At 62.2% G+C, this 24,672-nt stretch carries 22 protein-coding genes; 10 read left to right on the top strand and 12 right to left on the bottom strand.

Annotation, left to right across the window (positions count from 1 at the left end):
• Positions 1-127: 127 nt before the first annotated feature.
• Together uvrB and coaE are read right to left on the bottom strand one after the other, a co-directional pair.
• Positions 128-2,227 (bottom strand): excinuclease ABC subunit UvrB, encoded by a 2,100-nt coding sequence (gene uvrB / locus J3A64_RS06385; RefSeq protein ID WP_011774759.1) that lies wholly within the window; start codon positions 2,225-2,227, stop codon positions 128-130.
• A 29-nt stretch (positions 2,228-2,256) separates the two neighbouring features.
• Complete coding sequence (gene coaE / locus J3A64_RS06390; RefSeq protein WP_210063826.1) at positions 2,257-3,495, bottom strand: dephospho-CoA kinase; 1,239 nt, start codon at positions 3,493-3,495, stop codon at positions 2,257-2,259.
• Positions 3,496-3,517: 22 nt separating this feature from the next.
• Between coaE and J3A64_RS06395 the strand changes: the two genes are divergently transcribed.
• A complete protein-coding gene (locus J3A64_RS06395; RefSeq protein WP_011774757.1) occupies positions 3,518-4,207 on the top strand; it encodes a YigZ family protein in 690 nt (229 codons plus the stop codon).
• A 95-nt stretch (positions 4,208-4,302) separates the two neighbouring features.
• Here J3A64_RS06395 and rpsA read toward each other — a convergent pair whose 3' ends face one another.
• The 4 genes from rpsA to polA all read right to left on the bottom strand — a co-directional run bounded on the left by rpsA (position 4,303) and on the right by polA (position 11,007).
• Positions 4,303-5,778, bottom strand: coding sequence for a 30S ribosomal protein S1 (gene rpsA, locus J3A64_RS06400; RefSeq protein WP_011774756.1), 1,476 nt, complete (start codon positions 5,776-5,778; stop codon positions 4,303-4,305).
• 184 nt (positions 5,779-5,962) lie between these two features.
• On the bottom strand, positions 5,963-6,916 hold the full coding sequence (locus tag J3A64_RS06405) for a polysaccharide deacetylase family protein (protein ID WP_210063827.1): 954 nt from the start codon (positions 6,914-6,916) through the stop codon (positions 5,963-5,965).
• Between the two features lie 50 nt (positions 6,917-6,966).
• Positions 6,967-8,280, bottom strand: a complete 1,314-nt coding sequence (locus tag J3A64_RS06410; protein ID WP_011774754.1) for a GNAT family N-acetyltransferase — start codon at positions 8,278-8,280, stop codon at positions 6,967-6,969.
• 84 nt (positions 8,281-8,364) lie between these two features.
• A complete protein-coding gene (gene polA / locus J3A64_RS06415; protein WP_286176591.1) occupies positions 8,365-11,007 on the bottom strand; it encodes a DNA polymerase I in 2,643 nt (880 codons plus the stop codon).
• A gap of 160 nt (positions 11,008-11,167) precedes the next feature.
• Between polA and J3A64_RS06420 the strand changes: the two genes are divergently transcribed.
• A complete protein-coding gene (locus J3A64_RS06420; protein WP_081589172.1) occupies positions 11,168-11,632 on the top strand; it encodes a hotdog fold thioesterase in 465 nt (154 codons plus the stop codon).
• Positions 11,633-11,651: 19 nt separating this feature from the next.
• Here J3A64_RS06420 and J3A64_RS06425 read toward each other — a convergent pair whose 3' ends face one another.
• The 5 genes from J3A64_RS06425 to J3A64_RS06445 all read right to left on the bottom strand — a co-directional run bounded on the left by J3A64_RS06425 (position 11,652) and on the right by J3A64_RS06445 (position 15,629).
• Positions 11,652-12,194 (bottom strand): dihydrofolate reductase family protein, encoded by a 543-nt coding sequence (locus tag J3A64_RS06425; protein ID WP_011774751.1) that lies wholly within the window; start codon positions 12,192-12,194, stop codon positions 11,652-11,654.
• A 27-nt stretch (positions 12,195-12,221) separates the two neighbouring features.
• Complete coding sequence (locus J3A64_RS06430) at positions 12,222-13,406, bottom strand: hypothetical protein (RefSeq protein ID WP_210063829.1); 1,185 nt, start codon at positions 13,404-13,406, stop codon at positions 12,222-12,224.
• A gap of 96 nt (positions 13,407-13,502) precedes the next feature.
• Positions 13,503-13,724 carry a hypothetical protein gene (locus J3A64_RS06435; RefSeq protein WP_011774749.1) on the bottom strand — a complete coding sequence of 74 codons (222 nt, stop codon included), beginning with the start codon at positions 13,722-13,724 and terminating at the stop codon, positions 13,503-13,505.
• Positions 13,721-14,929 (bottom strand): inorganic phosphate transporter, encoded by a 1,209-nt coding sequence (locus tag J3A64_RS06440; protein ID WP_011774748.1) that lies wholly within the window; start codon positions 14,927-14,929, stop codon positions 13,721-13,723. Before J3A64_RS06440 ends, J3A64_RS06435 begins: the two co-directional genes overlap by 4 nt.
• 181 nt (positions 14,930-15,110) lie before the next feature.
• The gene (locus J3A64_RS06445; protein ID WP_210063830.1) at positions 15,111-15,629 is read right to left on the bottom strand and encodes an HAD domain-containing protein; all 519 of its coding nucleotides are present in this window, start codon (positions 15,627-15,629) and stop codon (positions 15,111-15,113) included.
• A gap of 108 nt (positions 15,630-15,737) precedes the next feature.
• Between J3A64_RS06445 and kynA the strand changes: the two genes are divergently transcribed.
• Genes kynA through J3A64_RS06460 form a run of 3 tightly spaced genes read left to right on the top strand, consistent with a single transcriptional unit; the run spans position 15,738 to position 18,781 of the window.
• Positions 15,738-16,607 (top strand): tryptophan 2,3-dioxygenase, encoded by an 870-nt coding sequence (kynA, locus tag J3A64_RS06450; protein ID WP_011774746.1) that lies wholly within the window; start codon positions 15,738-15,740, stop codon positions 16,605-16,607.
• 46 nt (positions 16,608-16,653) lie between these two features.
• Complete coding sequence (gene kynU, locus J3A64_RS06455; protein ID WP_210063831.1) at positions 16,654-17,892, top strand: kynureninase; 1,239 nt, start codon at positions 16,654-16,656, stop codon at positions 17,890-17,892.
• Between the two features lie 7 nt (positions 17,893-17,899).
• Entirely contained in the window at positions 17,900-18,781 is an 882-nt protein-coding gene (locus J3A64_RS06460; RefSeq protein ID WP_210063832.1) for a PaaX family transcriptional regulator C-terminal domain-containing protein, read from the top strand.
• Between the two features lie 173 nt (positions 18,782-18,954).
• Here J3A64_RS06460 and J3A64_RS06465 read toward each other — a convergent pair whose 3' ends face one another.
• Positions 18,955-19,686: a GntR family transcriptional regulator gene (locus J3A64_RS06465; protein ID WP_210063833.1), complete on the bottom strand. Its 732-nt coding sequence runs from the start codon at positions 19,684-19,686 to the stop codon at positions 18,955-18,957.
• Between the two features lie 300 nt (positions 19,687-19,986).
• On the opposite strand from J3A64_RS06465, the gene J3A64_RS06470 reads away from it, so the two are divergent.
• The 5 genes from J3A64_RS06470 to J3A64_RS06490 all read left to right on the top strand — a co-directional run bounded on the left by J3A64_RS06470 (position 19,987) and on the right by J3A64_RS06490 (position 24,648).
• Positions 19,987-20,895 carry an N-acetylglucosamine kinase gene (locus J3A64_RS06470; RefSeq protein WP_210063834.1) on the top strand — a complete coding sequence of 303 codons (909 nt, stop codon included), beginning with the start codon at positions 19,987-19,989 and terminating at the stop codon, positions 20,893-20,895.
• A gap of 133 nt (positions 20,896-21,028) precedes the next feature.
• Positions 21,029-22,162 (top strand): DUF2092 domain-containing protein, encoded by a 1,134-nt coding sequence (locus tag J3A64_RS06475; RefSeq protein WP_210063835.1) that lies wholly within the window; start codon positions 21,029-21,031, stop codon positions 22,160-22,162.
• The gene (locus tag J3A64_RS06480; RefSeq protein WP_210063836.1) at positions 22,159-23,163 is read left to right on the top strand and encodes an ABC transporter ATP-binding protein; all 1,005 of its coding nucleotides are present in this window, start codon (positions 22,159-22,161) and stop codon (positions 23,161-23,163) included. Before J3A64_RS06475 ends, J3A64_RS06480 begins: the two co-directional genes overlap by 4 nt.
• Complete coding sequence (locus J3A64_RS06485) at positions 23,147-24,007, top strand: ABC transporter permease (RefSeq protein ID WP_011774739.1); 861 nt, start codon at positions 23,147-23,149, stop codon at positions 24,005-24,007. Before J3A64_RS06480 ends, J3A64_RS06485 begins: the two co-directional genes overlap by 17 nt.
• Positions 24,008-24,027: 20 nt before the next feature.
• Positions 24,028-24,648: an L-threonylcarbamoyladenylate synthase gene (locus J3A64_RS06490; protein WP_011774738.1), complete on the top strand. Its 621-nt coding sequence runs from the start codon at positions 24,028-24,030 to the stop codon at positions 24,646-24,648.
• The last annotated feature ends 24 nt before the right edge of the window (positions 24,649-24,672 follow it).

Raw genomic sequence — 24,672 nt, forward strand, 5'->3', positions numbered from 1 at the left:
TCTCCGGCCTGCCAGGGTGCGGTGAATGCAAATGTTGGCGGCCCGCTAGATCCGGCGAGGCATCTGTGCCTTGCGTGCTGACGGACGTAGCGCTTGGGATACTCCCCTACGTGACCTCAACCTTACCTTAGGCGTGCCCGGCGGACTGCATCTGGCGTAATTCGCGCTTCAACTCCTTGACTTCATCGCGGATCCGGGCTGCGACTTCGAACTGCAGCTCAGCGGCCGCCCCATGCATCTGTTCTGTCAGCTGCTCAATGAGACCTACAAGATCTTCGGCCGGAGCTGCGGCAAGGCCATCCTGCCGAACAGTAGCGGCGCCCTTGGCGGCTGATTTGCCACGTTTGCCACCCTTGGCCAGCCGGTTGTTGTTGAGCAGTTCCTGGGTGTCTGCGTCTTCCTTTGCCAGCTGATCGGTAATGTCGGCAATCTTCTTGCGCAGAGGCTGGGGGTCTATGCCGTGGTCGGTGTTGTACTGCACCTGGATGGCACGGCGGCGGTTGGTCTCCTCAATGGCGTGGGCCATGGAGTCGGTGATCCTGTCTGCGTACATATGTACCTGGCCCGAAACGTTACGGGCAGCACGGCCGATGGTCTGGATCAAGGAGGTGGAGGACCGCAGGAAGCCTTCCTTGTCCGCGTCCAGAATGCTGACGAGGGAAACCTCGGGAAGATCCAAACCTTCGCGGAGCAGGTTGATGCCCACGAGGACGTCGAAGACGCCCATCCGGAGCTCCCGGAGCAATTCCACTCGCCGCAGGGTGTCGACGTCGGAGTGCAAGTACTCCACTTTGACGCCATGACCCACCAGGTAGTCGGTGAGGTCCTCGGCCATGCGCTTGGTCAACGTGGTGACCAGAACGCGTTCGTTCTTTTCCGTACGGGTCCTGATCTCACCGAGGAGGTCGTCGATTTGTCCCTTGGTGGGCTTGACCACCACCTCCGGGTCAATGAGTCCGGTGGGACGGATGATCTGCTGGACATAGCCATCGGCTTTGCCTAGCTCGTACTTACCCGGGGTTGCGGACAGATACACAGTCTGGCCGATGCGTTCCAGGAATTCATCCCACTTCAGGGGCCGATTGTCCATGGCCGACGGCAGGCGGAAGCCGAAGTCTACGAGGTTCCGCTTACGGGACATATCGCCTTCGTACATGGCTCCGATTTGTGGAATGGTGACGTGCGATTCATCAACCACGAGCAGGAAGTCATCAGGGAAGTAGTCGATGAGGCAGTGCGGCGCGGTCCCGGGGTTACGGCCGTCAATGTGGACGGAGTAGTTCTCAATGCCGTTGCAGAAACCCATCTGCTGCATCATTTCGAGGTCGTACGTTGTGCGCATGCGAAGCCGCTGGGCTTCCACGAGCTTGTTCTGGCCTTCGAGGACCTTGAGGCGGTCAGCGAGTTCATCCTCGATCCGCTTGATGGCACGGGCCATCCGTTCAGGCCCGGCCACATAGTGCGAGGCCGGGAAAACGTACATCTCTTCCTCGTCCCGCAGAACCTCTCCGGTCAGGGGGTGGAGTGTCTGGATGTTCTCGATCTCATCACCGAAGAATTCGATCCGGATGGCGAGTTCCTCGTACATCGGAATGATCTCCACGGTGTCGCCGCGCACGCGGAACGTGCCGCGGTGGAAGTCCATGTCATTCCGGGCGTACTGCATGGAGACGAATTTCCGAAGAAGATGGTCGCGGTTCATTTCCGCGCCCTTGCGGAGCGTGACCATGCCGGCGATGTACTCTTCCGGCGTACCCAGGCCGTAAATGCAAGATACCGTGGCCACCACGATCACGTCGCGGCGGGTCAGGAGGGCGTTGGTGGCCGAGTGCCGGAGCCTTTCGACTTCCTCATTAATGGAGGAGTCTTTCTCGATGAAGGTGTCCGTCTGCGCTACGTAGGCCTCCGGCTGGTAGTAGTCGTAGTAGGAAACGAAGTATTCCACCGCGTTGTTGGGCAGCAGCTCCCGGAATTCATTGGCCAGCTGTGCGGCGAGGGTCTTGTTCTGGACCATCACCAGGGTGGGGCGCTGGACCTGTTCGATGAGCCATGCCGTGGTGGCGCTCTTACCCGTACCCGTGGCGCCGAGAAGGACGACGTCCTTTTCGCCATTGTTGATTCGTTCTGTCAGCTCTGCAATGGCTGTCGGCTGATCACCGGCGGGCTTGAACTCGCTGATCACTTCGAAAGGCGCGACGACACGGTTGATTTCCTGGGCAAGGCTCATGAAACCAATCTACCCCCGCCCCAGGACAGCTACTGTCCGCGTTTGCCTTCAGCAGAAGAGATATACGACGGCGGCATCCAGCCTGTGCGGTTGGCCCACTCATCCATGAGCGGCCAGGCAACCTCGGTCAACCACGGCTCCTTGGCGTCGGCGTAGGCAGCAGCGCCTTGGTCCCCCGTGTGCGAGGCCGCCAGTTCGTGCTCGTGTGCTTGATACAGTTCCGCGGCAGACGGTTCTGCCCGTAACCAGTCGCGGAACAGCAGCGCATAACGCCATTCGGGTGAGCCGGCCACCCGGACGTGCAGGTTCACCGGCCGGCCCGGATCCGCGTTGGCGTGGAATCGTTGTTGCCACTCTGCTGGTTTCGGGTGCGAGGGCATTGGCGTGTCTTGATCGGATTGGGGTACTGCGGGAAACCCGGAAGCGGCGAGGAGGGGCGAGATCCGATCCGCCGTTTCAAGATCTGCGACAGCGACTTGGAGGTCAATGACGTCTTTTGCCACCAGCCCGGGCACCGACGAGGAACCTATGTGGTCCACCGCAAGAATGTCCCGGTGCGCGACGGCGAGAATTCGTTCGGCGAGCCGCTCAGCCTGAGCTGCCCACTCCCCCTTCGAAGCACCAATGACAGGGCAAACTGCGCGGCGGGCCCTGGTGCCTCGGCGGAGGTTCTCCGCGAAAGGCATCAAGCGGCGCGCCCACAAATCATCCACCGCGTCGAGCAACTCTTGCCGAGTTCCGGAGTTGTCCAGGACAACGTCGGCAGCGGCCATGCGCTCTGCACGCGTAGCCTGCGACGCCATACGGGCCAGCGCGTCCTCCTTGGACATCCGCCGGAAGCCCACCATGCGTTGAACGCGAACTTCATCGGGAGCATCCACCACCACTACCAAGTGAAAGTTGCTGCCCTGCCTTGTTTCGACAAGAAGCGGAATGTCCTGGACCACGATGTCACCAGGGCCCGCACTGGCCACGATCGACGCAGCAACCTCACGGACCAACGGATGGATGATGCTGTTGAGAACTTCGCGTTGAGAAGGGTCCTGAAACACAATGGAACCGAGCTTGGGCCGATCAAGCCTGCCACTGGCGTCGAGGATGCCAGGACCGAAGGCCCCAACAACCTGCTCCAAGCCAGGTGTCCCGGGCTCCACCACCTCCCGCGCAATGACATCTGCGTCCACCAGGATCGCACCCAGTTCCTGCAACCTGGAAGCCACCAGTGATTTCCCCGAGGCGATGCCGCCCGTCAGCCCGATCTTCAGCACCCTCCAACACTAGACTGAAGCGGTGGACAATGAGGAAGACAGCCGCGCGACAAGGTATACAACACTCGCGGCGGGTCCGGATCACCGTCACGAACTGGAGATCCGGCGGTCCCGTTTCATCACAGTTCTTCGACGTTCACCCGATGAGGAAACCGCCCGCTCACTGGTCACAGACCTGCGGCGTGAATTTCACGACGCCCGCCATCACTGTTCCGCCTTCGTCATTGGTCCGGATCGCATGATTCAACGCTCCAGCGACGACGGCGAACCTTCCGGTACTGCGGGCATCCCCATGCTGGAGGCCCTCATCAAACGTGAGACGGCAGCAACGGTGACTGACCTTAGCGACATCAGCGTCGTCGTCGTGCGCTATTTCGGAGGAATCCTGCTGGGTGCGGGCGGGCTGGTCCGTGCGTACTCCGAGTCGGTCTCCACTGCTTTGGACCTCGCTCCGCTCGTCCAGCGACGACGCCTGCGGCTGTGCGCCATAAATAGTCCCCACGCTGACGCAGGACGCCTGGAAAATGACCTGCGCAGCGCCGGTTATGTGATGGCCGAAACTGGATACGAACCCCGCCACACCATACTTCGGGTGGCCTTGCCTGATGATGATGCGGCCATCTCCGAGGCCCACGCCCGCTTGGCTTCGTTGACGTCCGGGAACTTGGAGCTACGGCTCCAGGGAACCGAGTGGGTGGACGTTCCCTGCTAATCGATTGCCCCGTTCCGGCTTAAGCAAGAAGGACCCCTGCCCGGAGGCAGGGGTCCTTCTTTGGCTATTCAGCACATCCCGTGAGGGAGGCGGAATTAGTTGCCGGTCAGCTTCTCACGCAGTGCGGCGAGTGCTTCGTCGGACGCCAGGGTACCAGCGTTGGACTCAGCAGCAGCCGGCTCCGAGGAGTAGCTCGTGGTGCCGGAATCGCTCTCACCGGACGTTGCAGCAGCAGCGTCGTCAGCAGCGTGCTGGGCAACCTGCTTCTTGTGAGCTTCCCAGCGGGTCTGGGCGTCAGCGTACTGCTGCTCCCAAGCGGCGCGCTGGGTCTCGTAGCCTTCGAGCCATTCGTTCGACTCGGGGTCGAAGCCCTCAGGGTACTTGTAGTTGCCCTCTTCGTCGTACTCAGCGGCCATGCCGTACAGAGCGGGATCGAACTCGGTGCTGTCAGCGTCAACGCCCTCGTTAGCCTGCTTGAGGGAGAGGGAGATACGACGACGCTCGAGGTCGATGTCGATGACCTTGACGAACAGTTCGTCGCCAACGGAGACAACCTGCTCGGCGAGCTCAACGTGGCGGACTGCCAGCTCGGAGATGTGCACGAGGCCTTCGATGCCGTCTTCGACGCGAACGAACGCACCGAACGGAACCAGCTTGGTGACCTTACCCGGAACAACCTGGCCGAGGGCGTGGGTGCGGGCGAAGGTCTGCCACGGATCTTCCTGCGTAGCCTTGAGCGACAGGGAGACACGCTCGCGGTCCAGATCCACTTCGAGGACCTCGACGGTGACTTCCTGGCCAACCTCGACAACCTCGGACGGGTGGTCGATGTGCTTCCAGGACAGCTCGGAAACGTGAACGAGGCCGTCTACGCCGCCCAGGTCCACGAATGCACCGAAGTTGACGATGGAGGAAACGACGCCCGGACGAACCTGGCCCTTTTCCAGCTTGTTGAGGAACGTGGAGCGAACCTCGGACTGGGTCTGCTCGAGCCATGCACGGCGGGACAACACAACGTTGTTGCGGTTCTTGTCCAGCTCGATGATCTTGGCTTCGATCTGCTGACCGATGTACGGAGCGAGGTCGCGGACACGACGCATCTCCACGAGCGATGCGGGCAGGAAGCCACGCAGGCCGATGTCCAGGATGAGGCCACCCTTGACAACCTCGATGACGGTACCGGTAACGACACCGTCTTCTTCCTTGACCTTCTCGATGTCGCCCCAGGCACGCTCGTACTGAGCACGCTTCTTGGAGAGGATCAGACGGCCTTCTTTGTCTTCCTTGGTGAGAACCAAAGCTTCGACCTGATCGCCAACGGCGACGACGTCACCGGGATCAACATCGTGCTTGATGGAAAGCTCGCGGGAAGGGATGACACCTTCGGTCTTGTAACCGATGTCGAGCAGAACTTCGTCGCGGTCGACCTTGACGACGGTACCTTCGACGAGGTCTCCGTCGTTGAAGTACTTGATGGTGGCGTCGACAGCTGCGAGGAAGTCCTCAGCGGTACCGATGTCGTTAATGGCGACTACGGGGGTACCGGGCTTCTCGGTGGAGGTGATGGTCATGTAGTAGGGGCTCCGTTGTGGATAGATAGTCGGTCAGGCAAACCGCTGCCGCCCGGGTCCGGACGGCAGAACACGGCAAAATACCGGGTCATCCTGATTTGTGGATTAATACAAAATGGATGCATGCACGTAGTACACGCCCGTTTATTCTAGTCGCATTGGCAAAGCAGGGTCAAAAGGAGTGTTACAGCGTCAGAACGTCTCCAAGACGGGCAAACGAGACGCCGTGGTCCAGCAGGCGCGGCAAGGCGCGCGCATAGCCGTCCGCAGTGCCTGCAGCCGGTCTATTGAAGTGTGAAATGACGATGTCACCCGGCACCACCCGCCCCACCTCCGCCGCGACGGTGGCTGCAGAATATGTGGCTCCGCCGTCGCCGTTGACCGTGAAGTTGACCGGCATCATACCGAGCCTTCGCGTCACTTCTACCGCGACGTCGTCGTAGAACGCAGTCCCTGGGCGGAAAAACTGCGGAACCTTACCGCCGATCTCCTGCAGGATCGCCTGGTTGCCCATGAGTTCGTCGTAGGCCGCGGCAACGCTGGCGGTGCCGTGGATTCCATAAGCGGACTTGCCATTCACTGACAACGGCAGGTGGGCGGTGCCGTGGTTGGCGAGTTCGAACAGGGGGTCAGCGGCCAGTTCTGCGGACAGAGAGGGGTTGGCATGGATCCAGCGACTGTTGATAAACAGCGTTGCGGGAACACTGAGCTTCCGAAGGGTTTGCAGGAGTTTGTGGTCGCAGGCCGTACCGCCCGGTCCGCCGCACGCATCAAAGGTCAGTGCCACCTTGTGGGACTGTGACTTGTTCACGACTCCCGTCACGTGCAGCCCCCATTCCTTGGGATGCCTGCCGGCGAATTCCGCCACGATCTGCTGCTTGTCCGGCCTGGCCTTCGGTGTGGCCGTTGCGGCCGGAGCAAGGGCAGCAGCGGCCTGTTCGCTGGACCTGGCAGCAATGGAAGGTGGGGCTATGGCCGGACCCGTACGCGGGGCCCCTGAAGGAGTTGCGTTTGAGGCCGCCCGTGGGATGGCACTGCCTCCGTCCGCACACGCCGCCAAGGCAGCAGAAGCGAGCCCTGCCATTCCAAGCAGCACTGATCGCCGGCCGGCCAACGGCCGCCGCTTGGAATCCCCCATGGATGTCCCTATCTGGTTGTGACTATGTGATTGTGGCTATCTGATGCCGTCTAGAAGTGGGTGAGGCAGTGCGCAGATCGTTCGACTGCAAAGAGTTGCTGGGCCAGTAAGGCTGCGCCCGGGGTCTTCTCCTGGATCCGACCGGCCGCGGCCAAGGTCACCGGCGACACCGCACCTAGGTAGATGGAGCCAAGGTCCGCTGCGTCGAGGCTGAGGTCGGGCGTCTCTCCGGCCGCTTCCTTCACGACGGCGGCAGCACCGCCGTCGGACTCCAGAACCCAGGTGCCACCCGCCAAACCCAAAGAATCCGTCACCTCCAGCACCAGCCTGCCGGCAACGGGGAAGCTGCGGGCTTGCAAGGCGGCTGGTGTATCCAGGATCCTGAGCCACAGCATGTCGCGGATTTCAGAGGCCTCAATGCACCTCGGATCCTCCAGTGCCCACGCAAGGGGGTCATCGACAGGCGCTTCAACCCACGTCACCTCGTCAATGAGGTCGATGCTGCCCAGGAAGCGCCACAGGTCAAGGTAGGCCGCGTTGCTTGCCGCCACAAGATCCACGATCTCCATGGTGTATGGCTTGTGGTCCCAGCCTTTGAAGCGGTAGGAAACGTAGCCATCCAAGGATCCGGAAAGGTCATAGTGCAGGGCGCAACGGACGGAGGTGTCTGGCTTGCCGTCATGGCCGATGGAACCGGAAGCGACCAGCCGGTAGTACTCCTGCCGGTCAATGGAACCCGGCGAGAGCCGCTGGAGACGTTCAAAGACCTGTGGGGCCACGTCCAGGAGCACAGACGGATCGGCGACTTCCACAGTGCCTTGCGGCAGACCCCTCAGCCGGAAGCGTGGGCCTGTATCAACCTTGATGCTTCGTTCAAAAGTTGCCACGCCGAAGCCGAAGCGGCCATAAATGGAGGCCTCGGACGCTGTGAGGGCGGCCATGGCAAGGCCGTCATCCTTGGCAGCTTCCAGATCAGCGGTGATCATGCCGCGAAGGATCCCGTTCCGCCGGTGCGTACCGCGGACTGTGACGGCGGTGACCAGGTGGGCTTCCAACTGGCGGCCGAAGCCAATGTTCAAGGCCTTGCGCATGGTGGCGTACGTTGCCACCGGAACGTCGGCGCCGAGCGAGTGATCAGGCACGCTGCCGTTGACATAGACGCCTGTCAGTTCGCGCTTGTCGGTTTGATAGGCCGTCAGGGTCTTGGCCAGGTATTCGTCGTCGCGCCGCTGTTGGTGGAAGCCGTGGGAGACGGCCTGTACCCAAGTGGTGCAGCGGCTGTAGCCGGGGTCAGCCGGATCGGCTACGGCAGGGAAACGTTGGACGGTGTATTTTCCGGAGTTGTTGTCAATGGGATCAGCCACGCCTCGAGCCTAGCCAGACGCCGGAGGGCGCGCCACCATCTCGGCGGCGCGCCCTCCGGCGTTCCTGTGAATGCTCTGCCCGGATTAGTGTCCGGCCTCGTACCAGCTGGAACCGACGCCAATCTGGACATCAAGCGGGACTGACAATTCAGCAGCTGAGCCCATCTGTTCGATCACGAGCTTCTCCACGGCTTCGCGTTCTCCCGGGGCAACCTCCAGGACAAGTTCGTCGTGGACCTGCAGCAGCATGCGGGACTTGAGTCCTTGGCTGGCAAGCTCAGCCGAGACGCCCAGCATGGCGCGCTTGATGATGTCCGCGGCCGAACCCTGGATGGGTGAGTTCAGTGCGATGCGCTCGGCTGCTTCCCGGGCTTGACGGTTGGTGCTGGTCAGGTCCGGCAGGTAGCGGCGGCGCCCTTCGATGGTGGCTGTGTAACCGTCTACCCTGGCTTGGTCCCTGACGCCGTCAAGGTAGGCGCGTACGGCACCGAAGCGGTCGTAGTAGTCCTTCATCAGCGTGCGAGCCTCGTCCACGGAGATCTCCAGCTGCTTTGACAAGCCGAATGACGTCAGGCCGTAAGCCAAGCCATAGGACATCGCCTTCACTTTTGAGCGCATGGCACTGGTGACTTCGGCCGGTTCAACATTGAAGATCCGCGCACCGACGAAGCGGTGCAGGTCCTCCCCGTCTTTGTAGGCCTGAATCAATGCCTGGTCCCCTGAAAGGTGCGCCATGATGCGCATCTCGATCTGCGAATAGTCGGCCGATAGCAAGCATTCATAGCCCTCGCTGACCATGAAGATGCTGCGAACCCGACGACCCTCTTCGCTGCGGACCGGGATGTTCTGCAGGTTGGGGTTGTTGGACGAGATGCGGCCCGTGGCTGCAATGTTCTGGGCGTACGTAGTGTGGATGCGCGCATCATCCGCCACGGACTTTTTGAGGGTCTCCACCATCTGGGCCAGCTTGGACGACTCGCGGTGCGCCATGAGTTGTACCAGGAACTCGTGGCCGGTCTTCTCCAACAGCCCCTTCAACGACGCAGCGTCCGTGGTGTAGCCGGACTTGATCTTTTTGGTCTTCGGGAGGCCTAGTTCGTCGAACAGCACCGTTTGCAACTGCTTGGGGGACCCGAGGTTGACCTCATGTCCGATAGCCGCAAAAGCCTGTTCCTGAGCATTCTCGATCACCTTGGTGAGGTCAGCCAGTTGCTCGTCCATTCGGTCCGTGGACACAAAAATGCCGGTCAGTTCCATCTGTGCCAGCACGCGTGCCACCGGAAGTTCCAGCGTGGTCAACAGGGCATCGGCCTTGATCTCGGCAAGTTCCTTTTCGAAGTGCTTGCTCAGGGCGTGCACGACGGCGGCATGCTGGACGAGCGCTGTTGCGGCAACTTCGTCGGTGTCACCGGAAAGGTCCAATTCCAACTGTCCGGACTGGGCCGCAGCAGCGGCAAGGGAGATCTTCAGGTGCACTTGGGCCAGCTCAGCAAGGTCGTAGCTGCGGCGGTCCGGCTGGATCAGGTAGCCCGAGATGGAGGTGTCATCCACCACGCCTTCCAGTCCCAAGCCACGGTTGTGAAGGGCCTTGAGAGCCGACTTGAATTCGTGAAGGACCTTGGCTTCCTCGGGATCCTGCAGCCAGCGGGCCAGGACAGATTCTGCAGCCGCGTCCAGGCCTGCCAGCTCTATGTAGGCAGCTCCGTTGTTCCTGACAACAGCCAGGGCACTCGCGTCATCCCCGATGCGTCCGGGTACCAGCTGCACGGCGAGGGCTGAGCGGACACCGGATCCTGCGGCGAAGAATGCTTCGAGTCCTGCAGCATCCGTGAGCTTGGCGAACTCAGGTGCCTCGATGGTCTCCGGCGCGGCCCCAGCGGTGTCGTCGCCGTAGAGATCGAAAAGCCTGGTGCGTAGGGTACGGAATTCAAGCTCTTCAAAGAGCTCCTCGATCGCTTGGCGGTCCGGGCGGGGCTCGTGTAGATCCGCCAGAGTGATAGGCAAGTCAAGATCGGTCAGAAGTTGATTCAGCCGGCGGTTTCGCTTGACGTTTTCAAGGTTCTCCTTGAGTGCGCCACCCACCTTTCCGCCGATCGAATCAAGGTTTTCCAGGATGCCCTCGAGCCCTCCATAGAGGTTGATCCACTTGGCAGCGGTCTTGGGGCCAACTCCCGGAACTCCGGGAAGGTTGTCCGCAGTCTCCCCCACCAGCGCGGCAAGGTCCGAGTACAGGCCGGGCTTGACGAAGTATTTCTCCTCGATGGCCGCTGCGTCCATCTTCGGGATGTTGCTGACACCTTGCTTGGGGTACAGCACAAAGACGTTGTCATTGATGAGTTGGAACGCGTCCCTGTCACCGGAAACAAGCAGCACCTCAAAGCCTGCAGCGTCACCTTGTGCTGCCAGCGTGGCCAGGACGTCATCGGCTTCGTATCCGGGCATGGCAATGGTCCGGATGCCCCAGGCTTCCATGACCTTGGCTATGAGATCGATTTGGCCGGCGAATTCCGCTGGCGTGGCGTTACGGCCGCCCTTGTATTCGCTGTATTCCGCCTTACGGAACGTGGTGTCATCGGAGACATCGAAGGCTACGGCGACGTGGGTGGGCTTCTGGTCCTTGATCAGGTTGATCAGCATTGACGTGAAGCCGTGGACGGCGTTGGTGTATTGCCCCCTGGCTGTGGAGAAATTCTCTGCGGGGAGGGCGTAGAAAGCCCGGAACGCCATGGAGTGGCCGTCCAGGACCAGCAACCTTGGCCGGCCCTCCCCCGTGATGCTGGTGGATGCTGTGGCAGAGGGGGTGGGTGCTGTAGCGATGGCAGCAGCTTGGGCCGTTGGAACCTGGTCCGGTTTGGTTGTTTCACTCACAGGTGCCAGCCTAGTTGGCATGATGGACAATTTCACGCCGAACAGGTTTGTCGACGAGCTCAACGAGGCAGGTGTGCCGCAGGAATTCCACGATTGGCTCTCAGCACACGGCGTTGGTGCCCTTGTAGTGAAACTTGGCATCCGCTTCACGGAACTGGGCGCCGAACGCAGTGTTGCCACCATGCCCGTGGAGGGAAACACCCAGGTTGCGGGCATCCTGCACGGCGGGGCGCACGTTGTCCTGGCGGAGACACTGGGATCGTTTGCTGCTTCGCTGCACGCCGGCAAGGGACGCCACGCCGTGGGCATTGAAGTCGGCGCAACCCATCACCGATCCGTCGCCAGCGGCACCGTAACGGGCACCTGCACGGCCATCCACCTGGGCGGCACCCTGGCCACCCACGAGATTGTCATTACGGATGACAAAGGGCGGAGGCTCTCAACAGCCCGGATCACCAATATGATCCGGGACAATCGCCACTGACTCCAGCCAGTTGACGTGACTACCGGGGAAGCCGGTAGTGCAGTTCGGCCGCCGCCCCGCCAAGGATCTTGGACGAAACCAACTCGAGCGGCGCCGTGGGGCCGTTGAGCGGCAACAGCCGCTTTCCTGCGCCCAGCACCACGGGAATGATGGTGACAATCATCTCGTGCAGCAGACCGGCATTAGCGAATTGGGCCACGAGGTCGCCCCCACCCACGAGCCAAACGTTCTTGTCTCCAGCGTCCTTGAGCAGGTCCGGTGCGAACTCACGAACGTCACCGCGGACGAAAGTGATATCCGAGCCGGCCGGTGCGGAGTACTCGTGGTGGGTGAAGACCCAGCATGGGGTGCCCGGATACGGCCACTTCCCGGGTTCATGTTCCATAAGCCATCGGTAGGTTTCGCCCCCCATGGCGATGCAGCCGACACCGGCCATGAAGGACTCGATGCTCTCGTTCACGCCCTCGACTCGGTCGAACTGCAGGAGCCAGCCAAGGTCGTCATCCGGTGATGCGATGAAGCCATCAACAGTTGAAGCTACGTAGTACTGGAAAATCGACATGGCCCCAGACTAAGACATGACCCCGGACTAGTCAGTGGACGGACGGGTCCGCTTGCCCAGGGAGGGCGCGTCTTGCCCTGTCCGTCGAGAGAGACTGTTGTTGGGCGGTTCACTTGGCGGCCCGTTGGCCGGCTCATTGTCCGACTCATTATCCGGTGGCGTGCCCGCGGCTTCCGATGGATGAGGGGTGCTGCTGGAAACGGCGGGATCGTCGTAGAAGAATGTCACCGTCCCGGCCACCTCCACCGTGTCCGTGATGGAAATCCGGAGGGTGTCCCTGCCATCGGCGGGCGGCATTCGCAGGTACAACGCCTGGTAGTCCCCTCCCCCGGCCACAATGTCCGGGACTGCAGGGACGCCGTCGAACAGGACAGCTCCTACCCGTACGTAGTAGCCGTCCAAGCGCACAATGGTGCCGCCTGTCCTGGGACCCGAGGCGCGGGGCCTGCCGATGAGGGGTCGCAAGTCCTCGTCCACTACGGTCAGCCCGAGCAATTGCCGGGGGCACGCTTCTCCCGGTGCCGGATCCGCCGTGAAAACACTGCCGGGACTGCGGCGGTGCTGCGCCACCACAGAAGTCAACGTGGCAGCCACCCTGAATTCAAGGCACTGCCTTTGGGACACCCGTGGAGTGGTGGCTACGGCGATGGACGCCCGCTGCCAGTCCTCTTGGCTTCCGGTCTGAAGGGCGCGGCAGACGGCGGCGCCCGCCAGCCAGAGCGCGGCATCCGATGCGCCTTCCACGTGCTCGGCCAAGGCATCGCACTGGAGTTGCTGGAGCAGGAGGTACCGCTGGCCCGGGACAGGATCGCCGGACCCGATGGGTCCGGTGGGTAGCCAGCTCACCACGGTGGGCTCCTGGGGAGCTGCCACGGGACCCGTGCTTTCCCCGGGTTGTTGGGAGATGCTGGAACTTCCGGTGGGGTCGACGCCGGCGGGTTGCGTTTGCGTCGAGGCCTCCTGTGTTGTGGGGGCCGACGCCGAGGTGTCCTGTGCCGGGGTGTTCTGGGACGCGCTGTTTGATGAGGTGCTATTTGCTGTGGTGCTGTTCGGAGATGCGCTGGCATTTGCCTCGGGGGCCGCAGGGGGCGAAGCGGGGTTCGAGCCAGGCGAGAGACCGTCAGTTGAAGGCGGAAGGCATGCCGAAAGTCCCAGCATCAGGACAGGGCACAGCACCAGTCCGATGAGATGCTCCCGGGATCGGCTCTTCATGACAGCCCCACCTTTGGCGGTTCTCAATCACGCAGCTATGTGCATAACTACAGTGCTGATTATTCTCCCGAACAGAGCTGACGACCAGAAAGGCAGCTACTTTCCGAAGTAGGGCACGATCAGGTAGATGCCGAACAGGACGCCCAGCGCGCAGAAACCAAAGCAGATATAGGCCAGTGAACGCACCAAGGCGGGCGATTTCTGTTGGGCGTCACCGGCGATGGCCGTGAGGCGTACGCCCAGGGAATACAGCACCACCAAAGTGACTGCGGCCAAGAGAGTGACTCCGGCCACCTGCAGCAATTCCAACCATTTCATCGCTGCACATCCTCGCTGGGGGTGGTGGTCTTTCGGGACTTTTTCTTCTTGCGGAAGCGCACCGCGTGGCCGGCTTCTTCGACCTCGACGGCGTTGTGGTGGCCCACATGGGACTTGCGTGACACCACGAACATGAACAGGACTGCCGCGGTTCCCACCACGGCGGCGATGACGACGCCAACAACGCCGATGCTGACCAGGAGGGCCGTCAGTGCTCCCACGATGGCAGAGGCCGGGAGGGTGAACAACCAACCGAGGGCAATCTTGCCGGCGGTGCCCCAGCGGACAGAGGTTCCCTTGCGGCCGAGCCCTGAACCGATGACAGAGCCCGAGGCAACCTGTGTGGTGGAAAGGGCGAAGCCCAAGTGGGATGAGGCCAGGATGGCCGAGGCCGTGCTGGTTTCGGCGGAGAATCCCTGGGCCGGCTTGACTTCAGTGAGGCCCGAGCCCATGGTGCGGATGATGCGCCAGCCACCGGCGTAGGTGCCGATCGCGATGGCGAAAGCACAGGCAGCGATAACCCAGAACTGCGGACCGCTGCCCGGAGCCTGCGTACCTCCTGCGATGAGGACCAGGGTGATGATGCCCATGGTCTTCTGGGCGTCGTTGGTTCCGTGCGCGAGGGCCACCAGGCTGGAGGTGAAAATCTGTCCGGTGCGGAAGCCGCCGCGTTTCTGCGTGAGCTTGTCACCGGTTTCGGGATCGTGCCGGGAGGTAAGGGCATAGGCCAGGCGGGTACAGATGTACGCTACAAGGCCTGCGATGAGCGGCGCGAAGATGGCGGGCAGGATCACCTTCTGCAGCACGGTCTCGAAGTTGATGGAGTGGAAGCCGATGCCCACCACTGCTGCTCCGATGAGGCCGCCGAAGAGGGCGTGCGAGGAACTCGACGGCAGGCCTTTGAGCCAGGTGATCATGTTCCAGAGAACGGCCCCCATGAGTCCGGCGAAGATAATGTCCGGGGTGATGTGGATGCCGTCCGAGCCTTCGCGGATCAGTCCGCCGGAGATGGTCTTTGCCACTTCCGTGGAGAGGAACGCGCCGACGAGGTTGAGCACGGCGGCCAGGGCGACGGCCGTTTTGGGCTTGATCGCCCCCGTAGCGATAGGCGTAGCCATCGCATTGGCAGTGTCGTGGAACCCGTTGGTGAAGTCAAAGAATAGGGCCAACGCTATTACCAGCGCGACCATGAAGGTGATATCCACCTGTTGCCCAATCTGCAGAGTCGACGACGTTCAGCAGTTTCACTTCCCCATACCTGCCATCCACAGCATAGTTCAGCCATTGTTCAACTGAAGTGGCTTGCGGGATTCACTCTGGCGGGCTTGAAACCTTAAGAATCCTACGTGCCAACCGGTGAGCGGACAAACGTGCGCGGGTTCCGGTTCAGCCTAAATACGCCCTCACAGCAGCGAGGTCGCGACGGGACAGACCTTTGCGGGGATCCGGTGAGATGCAAAGCACACGATCCTGCTGGTACTCGGCCCAGGATCGGGCATCTGACTCTTGGCTGAGCTGATCGTCGAGCCAGACGATTCGTTCGCTGCCGACAGCGGCCAGATCCCGTTGAAGGGCCACCAGCTTCCACCATTCCGGGCCCTCGTCCCAACCTTGGCTGGAAAGCACGGGCCAATCGTGTCCGTTCAGCCCGATCGCGGGGCACAAGAACTCAGGGGCCAGGCGTTCCCAGGTAGTAAGCCAGACAAAACGTGCAGCAGGATGGGCCGCTAACTCATTCAGTTCGGCTACGGCTTCCGGCGCAAAGGCGACATCCAGGATGCCGGCATCGGCGATGGCCCATTCGCCACCCCAGTCGGTGGTACCCAGAGGGCTGAAGGGGTTCACCACGCCGTCGACGTCCAGGTAAACAGACACCGGCGCGACAGCGCCTTGGCTGGAATCCATGACACTCCCCCTTTCCCACGACTGTGGCTTAGCCTACGGGACAACAGCTTGGCGCAGCCTGAAAAATCAAACTCTTGACGTTCGTCATGGAAGTGATAATCTCAAATCATGGAAAAGCCCACAGTCCATTCCGCCCAAAGTGTTCGTGACATCGAGGACACCGTCCGCACCGATTTCCGGCATGCGATGTCCTACGGCGGGTACCTGGACCTTGACCGTCTGCTCAGCTCCCAGCACCCCCTCAGCGAACCCGAACACCACGATGAACTGCTGTTCATCATCCAGCACCAGACCAGCGAGCTTTGGCTGAAGCTTGTCCTGCATGAGCTGCTGGAAGCCCGCCGGCTTTTCGACGCGGACAACCTTGGCAAGGCACTCAAGTGCATCGCCAGGGTCAAGGCCATCCAACGCACCATGACCGAGCAATGGTCCGTACTAGGAACGCTCACACCCCGCGAGTACGCGCAGTTCCGTGGTTTCCTGGGGAGCTCATCCGGCTTCCAGTCCTACCAGTACCGCGGCGTTGAATTCCTGCTCGGCAACAAGAACCGTGGAATGCTGCGCGTCTTCGAGAGCGAACCGGAGGCTCACGCGTTGCTCAGCACGCTTCTGGAGGAGCCCACGTTGTACGACGCCTTCCTTAGGGTTCTGGCCCGCGCCGGTTATGACATTCCTGCCGACATTCTGGACCGGGACACGAGCGAGCCGTGGACGTTCCGCAAAGACCTGGTTCCCATCTTCCAGAAGATCTACGAATCGGACGATACCCCGTGGGGCCTCTATGAAGCCTGCGAGGACCTGGTGGACATTGAGGACAACTTCCAGGCCTGGCGCTTCCGCCACCTCCGGACAGTCCAGCGCACCATCGGCTTCAAGGTAGGTACCGGCGGATCGTCCGGCGTGGACTTCCTGAAGCGCGCCTTGGACCTCACGTTCTTCCCGGAGCTCTACGCCGTTCGCACCGAGATCGGCAACTAACAACATCACCGGGCCGCTGCCGCCCAATACTTCCGCAGGAGCAACCATGACCACAGCACAGCAAACCCAACGGCCAACGTCGGCCGAATTGGACGCCGCTGATCCCCTCGCCGCCCAGCGTGATGCCTTCTACACGCCCGACGCCGATCAGCTCGTCTCATATCTGGACGGCAACTCCCTCGGACGCCCGCTGAAGGTCACCTCCGCGAATCTGGCGTCTTTCGTTCACGATGCCTGGGGCAGCCGCCTCATCCGTGGCTGGGACGAGCAATGGATGGACGAGCCCACCGTGGTGGGCGACCGCATCGGCGAAGTGGCATTGGGTGCTGCGCCGGGACAGACCACGGTGGGTGACTCCACTTCGGTGATGCTGTACAAAATGATCCGCGCCGCAGTGGATGCCCAGCCGGGTCGCGACGAAATCATCATCGACCGCGACAACTTCCCCACTGACCGGTTCATCATTGAGGGCATCGCCAAGGAGCGCGGGGCGAACATCAAATGGATTGCTGCGAACCCTGCCAGCGGCGTGTGCGCGGAAGACCTGGACGGGCTGTTGGGTGAGCGGACCGCCGTCGTTGTCCTGAGCCATGTGGCCTACCGCTCCGGGTTCCTGGCCGATGCCAAGGGAATTACCGCCAAGGTGCACCAAGCCGGAGCCCTCATGCTCTGGGACCTCTGCCACTCGGTTGGCTCCGTGCCTTTGGAGCTGGACGAATGGGGTGTTGACCTTGCCGTCGGGTGTACTTACAAGTACCTCAACGGCGGACCCGGATCGCCCGCCTTCGCCTACGTCAACGCCTCGCAGCAGGACCGTTTGCAGCAGCCCATCTGGGGTTGGATGGGTGCAGACAACCCATTCGGAATGACGGAGTCGTACAAACCCGCACAGGGCATGCGCAGGTTCATCACGGGAACGCCTCCGGTGCTGGCCATGCAGCCCCTCAAAGACATGGTGGAACTGATCGCCACGGTGGGAATGGACGCCGTCCGCGAGAAGTCGATCAAGCTGACCGAATATGCAATCGCGCTTTCCGAGGAGCTCCTGGTGCCGCTTGGTGCCGAAATCGTGAGTCCTCGCAATCCCGCCCAGCGTGGCTCGCACATTACGGTGGACCACCCGCTCTTCGCTGATGTCACGCCCAAGCTGTGGGAAAAGGGTGTCATCCCCGACTTCCGTCCACCCCACGGCTTGCGCATTGGCCTTTCACCGCTGAGCACAAGCTTTGCCGAGGTCGAGCTGGGAGTCGCAGCCATCCGCGACGCCCTCTCGGAACTCCTGTGAACCGGAAATGAGTGCCGTCCTAGACGATATGGACTCCCGTCCCGGGAGTACAACGTCGCTGCTGCGTACCGTCATCGGCCTCTATCTGCGTGACGCCGGGGGGTGGATGTCCGCCAAGGACATCGTGACTCTCATGGAAGCCTTGGGCACGTCCGGGACAGTAACCCGGACGGCCTTGGGGCGGCTCCGCAAGAAGGACGTGGTGTTGCAAGAGGCCCGGGACGGCGTCCCCGGCTTTACGCTCACCGAGGGCGCGGCGACCATGCTGGCCCGCGGCGACCGCCGGATCTACAACCCCCGGAGCATGTCAGCGTCGGACCCTTGGTGCCTGATCTCCTTTTCCATTCCGGAGACAGAGCGCGAGAAGCGGCATCAATTACGGCGCAGGCTCCACTGGATCGGTTGCGGTACGGTGGCTGCCGGACTGTGGATCTGCCCTGATTCGCTGCGGGTTGAGGTGGAAGAAATTCTTGCCGATCTCGATCTGCGGTCCATGGCCACCATTTTCGTGACGGAGACTCCGCTTGTGGGCGGCAGCCTTCAGGATGCGGCGTCCAAGTGGTGGGACTTGGACGCGGTGGCCGAACTGCACAGGGACTTTATCCGCGAGCACGGATGGGTCAGCGGAAACGGCGCCGACATTCCAGCGAGCAGCGGTGAAGCGGTGGAGCCTTCCCCGGAGGCCTTTGCTGCGTACGTCCAGTGCATCGATCGATGGCGGATCATTCCGTACCTCGACCCCGGGTTGCCGTCGGCATTCCTGCCTGCGGACTGGCCCGGGGCCCAGGGCACTGCCCTGTTCAGTCGGATAGTTGCTGCATACGCGGAACCGAGCGGGCAGTTTGTCCGGAGCGTTCTTCAGGAAACTGCCCGGGCGGCCGTTTCCTGACGGCTACATCCCGTTCCCGGCTGCGACTCCCCGCGAATACGGCTCCGCAAGATCTTCGATGGGTGTTTTGAAGCCCAACTGCCGCTGCGAAGACCTGCGGGACGTTCCCGAACGCGCCCGCCAAGCGGACCACCCGGCGGATGACGGACTCACCCGAGGTTGAGTTGGCCACTTTAGCTCCCTGACTTTACGCGCGACACGAACCGGAACCTGTCACCGCGAAATGCGCTGCGAGTCCATTCCACCGGCGCTCCCGCCGCATCCCGGGCCAAGCGGTGGACCACCAACAGTGGTGCTCCCATCTCGATTCCCAGCAGCCTGACATCGGCCGGACCGGCAAGTGCTGTCTCCACCGTGTCCTCAACGTCGGCTATATGGACCCCGTAGACGTCAGCCAGGACGGCATAGAGCGACCCCGCCTTGGCCAGGTTGGACTTGAACCGCGGCAGCTTGCCGGGAAGCCAGGCGACCTCATGTGCCAGCGGTTCTCCCTCTATCAAACGGATGCGCTCAAGCCGGGTCACCGGCTCGCCTTGATCGAGCCCTAAGCGGGCGGCAATCTCAGCATCGGAACCAACCACGTTGAGGGCAACCAGGGTGGAGTCCGGCCGCATGCCTTGGGTACGGGCGTCATCAGAAAATGAGGTCAGCTGCCGGACGTGCGTCACCTTTGGCGGTGCTACGAAGGTGCCGTGACCTTGGATGCGGCCCAGTTTCCCCTCAGCCACCAGCTCGCTGATGGCCTGCCTGACGGTGGTCCTGGATGTCCCGTACTTTTCGGCCAGGGCACGCTCGGTAGGAATGAGCGTGCCTGGCTGAAGACCCGCCATCAGCCGGAGTACCTCGGTCTTGAGGACGTAGTACTTGGGGGTTGCATGCGCGACATCACTGGGCATATTGGACATCCTACTTCTAGACAACATCATTGGTCTATGCCAATCTTGTCACGTTGGTCTAAACCAATCTCGGAAACACTCCCGAAGACCATACTTTTCCACACAACCAAGGACAAAGATGCCGATCCTGCACGCAGTGTTCGGAGTACTGGCTATCCTCGGGTTTATGTTTATCCGAAGGTTCGCATCCGAAACGAAGGGACGCCAGTTGGAGAAAACACAGCAGTTCCGGCGAAACGGCCGCGAGTGGCCTGAAGTTGAGACCACACACGCGTCATCGCAAAAGACCACTGAACCGGCGGGAATCCTGTGACGCCCGCCGTTCTGGGCCTTCACATCGGTGGCTCCAAGACGCACGCCGTCCGCTCCGATGCAGCGCGAGGCGATGCGGGCTCCCAAGGAGGCTCCGGCGTCGAAATTACCGAAGCCAGCGCAAACCTGTCCTCCGTGGGGCACCAGGGTGCCGACGCCGTGCTGCGCCGGATCGCGTCGAGTGTGGGCGGCGGAATCGAGGCCGTTTGTGCAGGAGCCGCCGGAGCGGATACCCCGGCAAGCCGGGCAGTCCTGTCCGCCTTGCTCACGGAGCATTTTCCCGGTGCCAGGATCGACGTCGTCCATGACACCCGCATTGTGCTGGCAGCATCAGGTCTCGACGCCGGAGCCGTCTTGGTTGCGGGCACCGGCTCGGTGGCGTGGGGCCGGAGCCGTGACGGACGGGAGGCCCGCAGCGGAGGCTACGGGTACCTGCTGGGCGACGAGGGCGGCGGTTACTCGGTGGTGCGGGATGCCGTCCGTGAGGCGCTCCGGGAGTACTATGCCGGGCTGGAACCCGGCACCCTGGTCAAGGCAGTGATGGCAGCGACGGCGAGCGTGGACGCTTTGCAGCTCATGGACGCCTTCTACGCCAAACCCGAACCCGACCATTGGGCCGGTTTGGCTCCGCTTGTCCTGGACCTGGCCGCGGAGGGCGATCCCGCGGCATTGCGCATCCAGGCGGAGGCCGCGCATTCGCTGGCCACGCTTGCCCGGCAGGTCATGGGCGAGCTGGGACTGGACCTGCCGTTGGTCATGGCTGGTGCCTTGTTGGTGAATCAGAGCCAACTCGCCGGGGCGGTGGCCCGCAAGGTTTCCTTGGAGGATCCGTCCACGATCCGGATCCTGGCGCAGCCTCCGGTCCATGGAGCGGTGGAATTGGCCCGTCGCCTGATTCAGGACTGAGCCGGCTAATGCAGGACTGGGCCGGCTAATGCAGGACTGGGCCGGCTTATTCAGGACCGATACGGGCAGGTGATCGCCGCACCCAACCGGAGTAGTCTGGATTCATGCCTCTCACGAGCGGTGGTTGGTAGCAGTGGCGCGGGCCAGGCAGCGGTGGCTGCCAGCTCTCTTCATTCCCCTTGCCTTGGCAATGGCTGTCCTCTTCGGTTCAGTGCAAGCCGGCGCTACCGTTTCCCTTCCGCTAAAGACCGCTGAAGAGATTCTGGCCATGGTGGCGCGCACCGAGGTGCGGGCGTTGTCCGGCACGGTGGAGCAGACCGCGGAGTTGGGGCTTCCGGAAGTCCCCGCATCAGGTCCGGGCATCATTTCGGGCGCCGCCTCTGCCCTTGAGTTCCTGACGGGCTCCCACACGGCCAGGGTGTATGTAGACGGGCCCCTGCGGGCGCGGGTACAAATCCTGGACCAGATGGCCGAGCGTGACGTGGTAGTCAACGGCGGAGACGCCTGGTTCTACAACTCAAGGGACAACAGCGCCACGCATCTGACCGTGCCGGTTCCGTCCCTGGCGGAACTGAAGTCCCTTCCCGCCAAGCCGACCCGTCCGGACATGCCGACGCCGGAGGCCATGGCCAGCCGTTTCATTGCAGCCATTGATGCCAGCACGGAGGTGACCGTTGCTGAGGCCTCAACGGTGGCTGGCCGCAGCGCTTACTCTTTGACTCTTAACCCCCGCAGTACTGAAACCCTGGTTGATTCGGTGACCATCGACGTCGACTCCGAAACCGGTCTGCCGCTGGGTGTCGAGGTGCGGGCCAAAGGCCAGTCCGAACCAGCGTATTCACTGGAATACACCCAGCTGGACCTGTCCACGCCGGATGCTGCGTTGTTTGACTTCACCCCGCCACCGGGAGCAACGGTCACTGAGAAGGTACTGCCGGCTAATGAGAAGGTACTGCCGGTGAAGCCCCCCGCCGATGCCCCTGTCCCGGCACCCGATGCGCCCGCCCCCGATGCGCCCTCCCCCGATGCGCCGGCGAGGGGGGCCACAGTCACGGGTATGGGTTGGGATTCCGTGGTCGCGTTGCCCGCTGGTTCTGCCCCCGCAGAATTCACGTCCAATCCCGAGCTCTCCCAAACCCTGCAGCCTGTTGACGGTGGCCGGGCGTTGACGACGTCGCTACTGAGCGTGCTGATTCTCGATGACGGCCGCGTCTATGCGGGTATGGTTCCTTTGGAACGGCTTCAGTCAGCCGCTGCCGCCCAGTGAACGAACCCCGGACAGCCGCCGCTCATGGTGCGACTCCCGTCCGCTCGTCTGATCTCGCCATAGAAACGCGCGCGTTGGTGAAGCGCTTCGGTCACCGGTCCGCCGTCGACGGAATTGACCTGGCGGTTCCCCGCGGCTCCGTGTTCGGCTTCCTGGGTCCGAATGGATCGGGGAAGACCACCACCATCCGATTGCTGCTGGGCTTGGCTTCGGCGGACAGCGGAGACATCCGCGTTCTTGGCCGGGAGATGCCACTGGCTTTGGCTTCTGTACTCCCTGATGTCGGGGCGTTAGTGGAGGGCCCCGGCTTCTATCCTTTCCTCTCCGGCACGGGTAACTTGATGCGCCTGGATGCCGCCGACCGTCATGCGTCGTCTTCCACCAGGCGGCAGCGCGTTCAGGACGCCCTTGAACGCGTAGGGCTCAGCCACGCAGCCGGCAAGAAGGTCCGTGCCTACTCGTTGGGCATGAAGCAGCGCCTCGGACTGGCCAACGCCATGCTCCGGCCGCGGGAGTTGCTGGTCCTCGACGAACCAACCAACGGCCTGGATCCCCAAGGTACCCGTGAAGTCCGCAGCCTGGTTCGCTCCCTCGCTGCGGGCGGGACCACTGTATTCGTCTCCAGCCACCTGCTCGCCGAGGTGGAGCAGATGTGTACCCATGTGGGCGTGATGAGCGCCGGTCGACTTGTGGCCCAAGGGCCGCTGGAGGAGCTCCGGTCTGCCGGGCAGGCACACGTTGTGGTGCAAACGCCCGACGTCGAACTGGCGTCCCGTGTGTTGACGCGCCTTGGCCTGGTTCCCGGCGAAGCACCAGGCGCCGGCAGCCCGTGGGGTAACGCGGCGGTGGTGGGTACCGGCATCAACGGACATGAACCCGAGGCGATCGTGGCCGCATTGGTTGCTGACGGCGTCCGGGTCCGCGGCTTCACCGTGGAGAACGCAAGCCTGGAAGAGCGTTTCGTGTCCTTGACCGGGGAGGGTTTTGACGTTGTCGGCTGAAACTGCTGCACCACCTCAGCGTGCTGGAGTTGGATGGGCGCTATTGGGCTCGGAGTTGTCCGTGCTGTTCCGCAGGCTCCGCACGTGGGCCATGCTGCTCGCCCTCGCTGCGGTGCCCATTCTGATTGCCGTGGCAGTCAAGTTGTCGGCCCGGCCTGCAACTCCCGGCCGGGGGCCTTTGTTTCTGGACCGCATCACCCAGAACGGCCTCTTCGTCGCGGTCACTGCCCTGGTGGTGTGTGTTCCTTTGTTCCTGCCACTCACTGTCGGAGTGGTGGCCGGGGATACGATCGCCGGGGAGGCGAACCTGGGAACCTTGCGGTACCTGCTCCTTGCTCCCGCCGGGCGCATTCGCTTGCTGCTGGTGAAGTACGCCGGGGCCGTTGCCTTCTGTTTCGCTGCGACAGCCACCGTAGCAGCCTCGGGCGCCTTGGCCGGCGTCGTACTTTTTCCTGTGGGTCCGGTGACGTTGCTGTCCGGGAACACCATCAGCGTTGGCGAGTCGGTGTTGAGATCCCTGCTGATCGCCGCCTACATTACGGTGTCCCTGCTCGGCCTGTCCGCGATCGGCCTGCTGATCTCAACCTTCACTGACGTTCCGGTGGGGGCCATGGCTGCAACCATCGTGCTCTCCGTGGTATCGCAGGTGCTCGACAATCTGCCCCAGCTCGAGTGGCTGCATCCGTGGCTGTTCAGCCACCACTGGCTGGGTTTCGCGGATCTGCTGCGACAGCCGATCTCGTGGACTTCCTTCGGTGAGAATGCGCTCCTCCAAACCGGTTATATCGCGGTTTGCGGCGCGCTGGCATATGCAAAATTCTCCAACAAGGACGTCTTGTCATAGCTTTGTCGTAGGCTCTTTCCATGGCCAGATTCTTTGACGTGCACCCGGAAGATCCCCAACCACGCGCCATCGGCCAAGTGGTGAACATGCTCCAGGGCGGCGGTTTGATCGCCTACCCTACTGACTCCTGCTACGCGCTGGGCGCCCAGATCGGAAACAGGGAAGCTTTGGACCGCATCAGGACCATCAGGCAGCTGGACGACAAACACCATTTCACGCTGGTGTGCAAGGACTTCGCCCAGATGGGTCAGTTCGTCATGTTGGACAACGACATCTTCAGGAGCATCAAAGCAGTTACCCCTGGCAGCTACACTTTCATCCTCCCGGCCACCAAGGAAGTTCCCAAAAGGCTTCTGCACCCCAAAAAGAAAACCGTGGGCGTGCGCATTCCTGACCACCGTGTGGTCCAGGCGCTGTTGGCCGAGCTGGGCGAGCCTTTGCTCTCCAGCACGCTCCTGCTGCCGGATGAGGAAGAACCGTTGACTCAGGGCTGGGAAATCAAGGAGCGTTTGGATAACCAAGTGGACGGCGTCATCGATGCCGGAGACACCGGCTCGGAACCCACCACCGTGATCGACTTCTCCAGCGGAGTGGCCGAGGTTGTGCGGTACGGAACCGGCGATCCTTCGCGCTTCGAATAAGCGTCACCGAACTATTTTTGACTG

Source organism: Pseudarthrobacter sp. PvP004, from assembly GCF_017876035.1.
In the GTDB taxonomy this organism is placed as follows: Bacteria; Actinomycetota; Actinomycetes; order Actinomycetales; family Micrococcaceae; genus Arthrobacter; species Arthrobacter aurescens_A.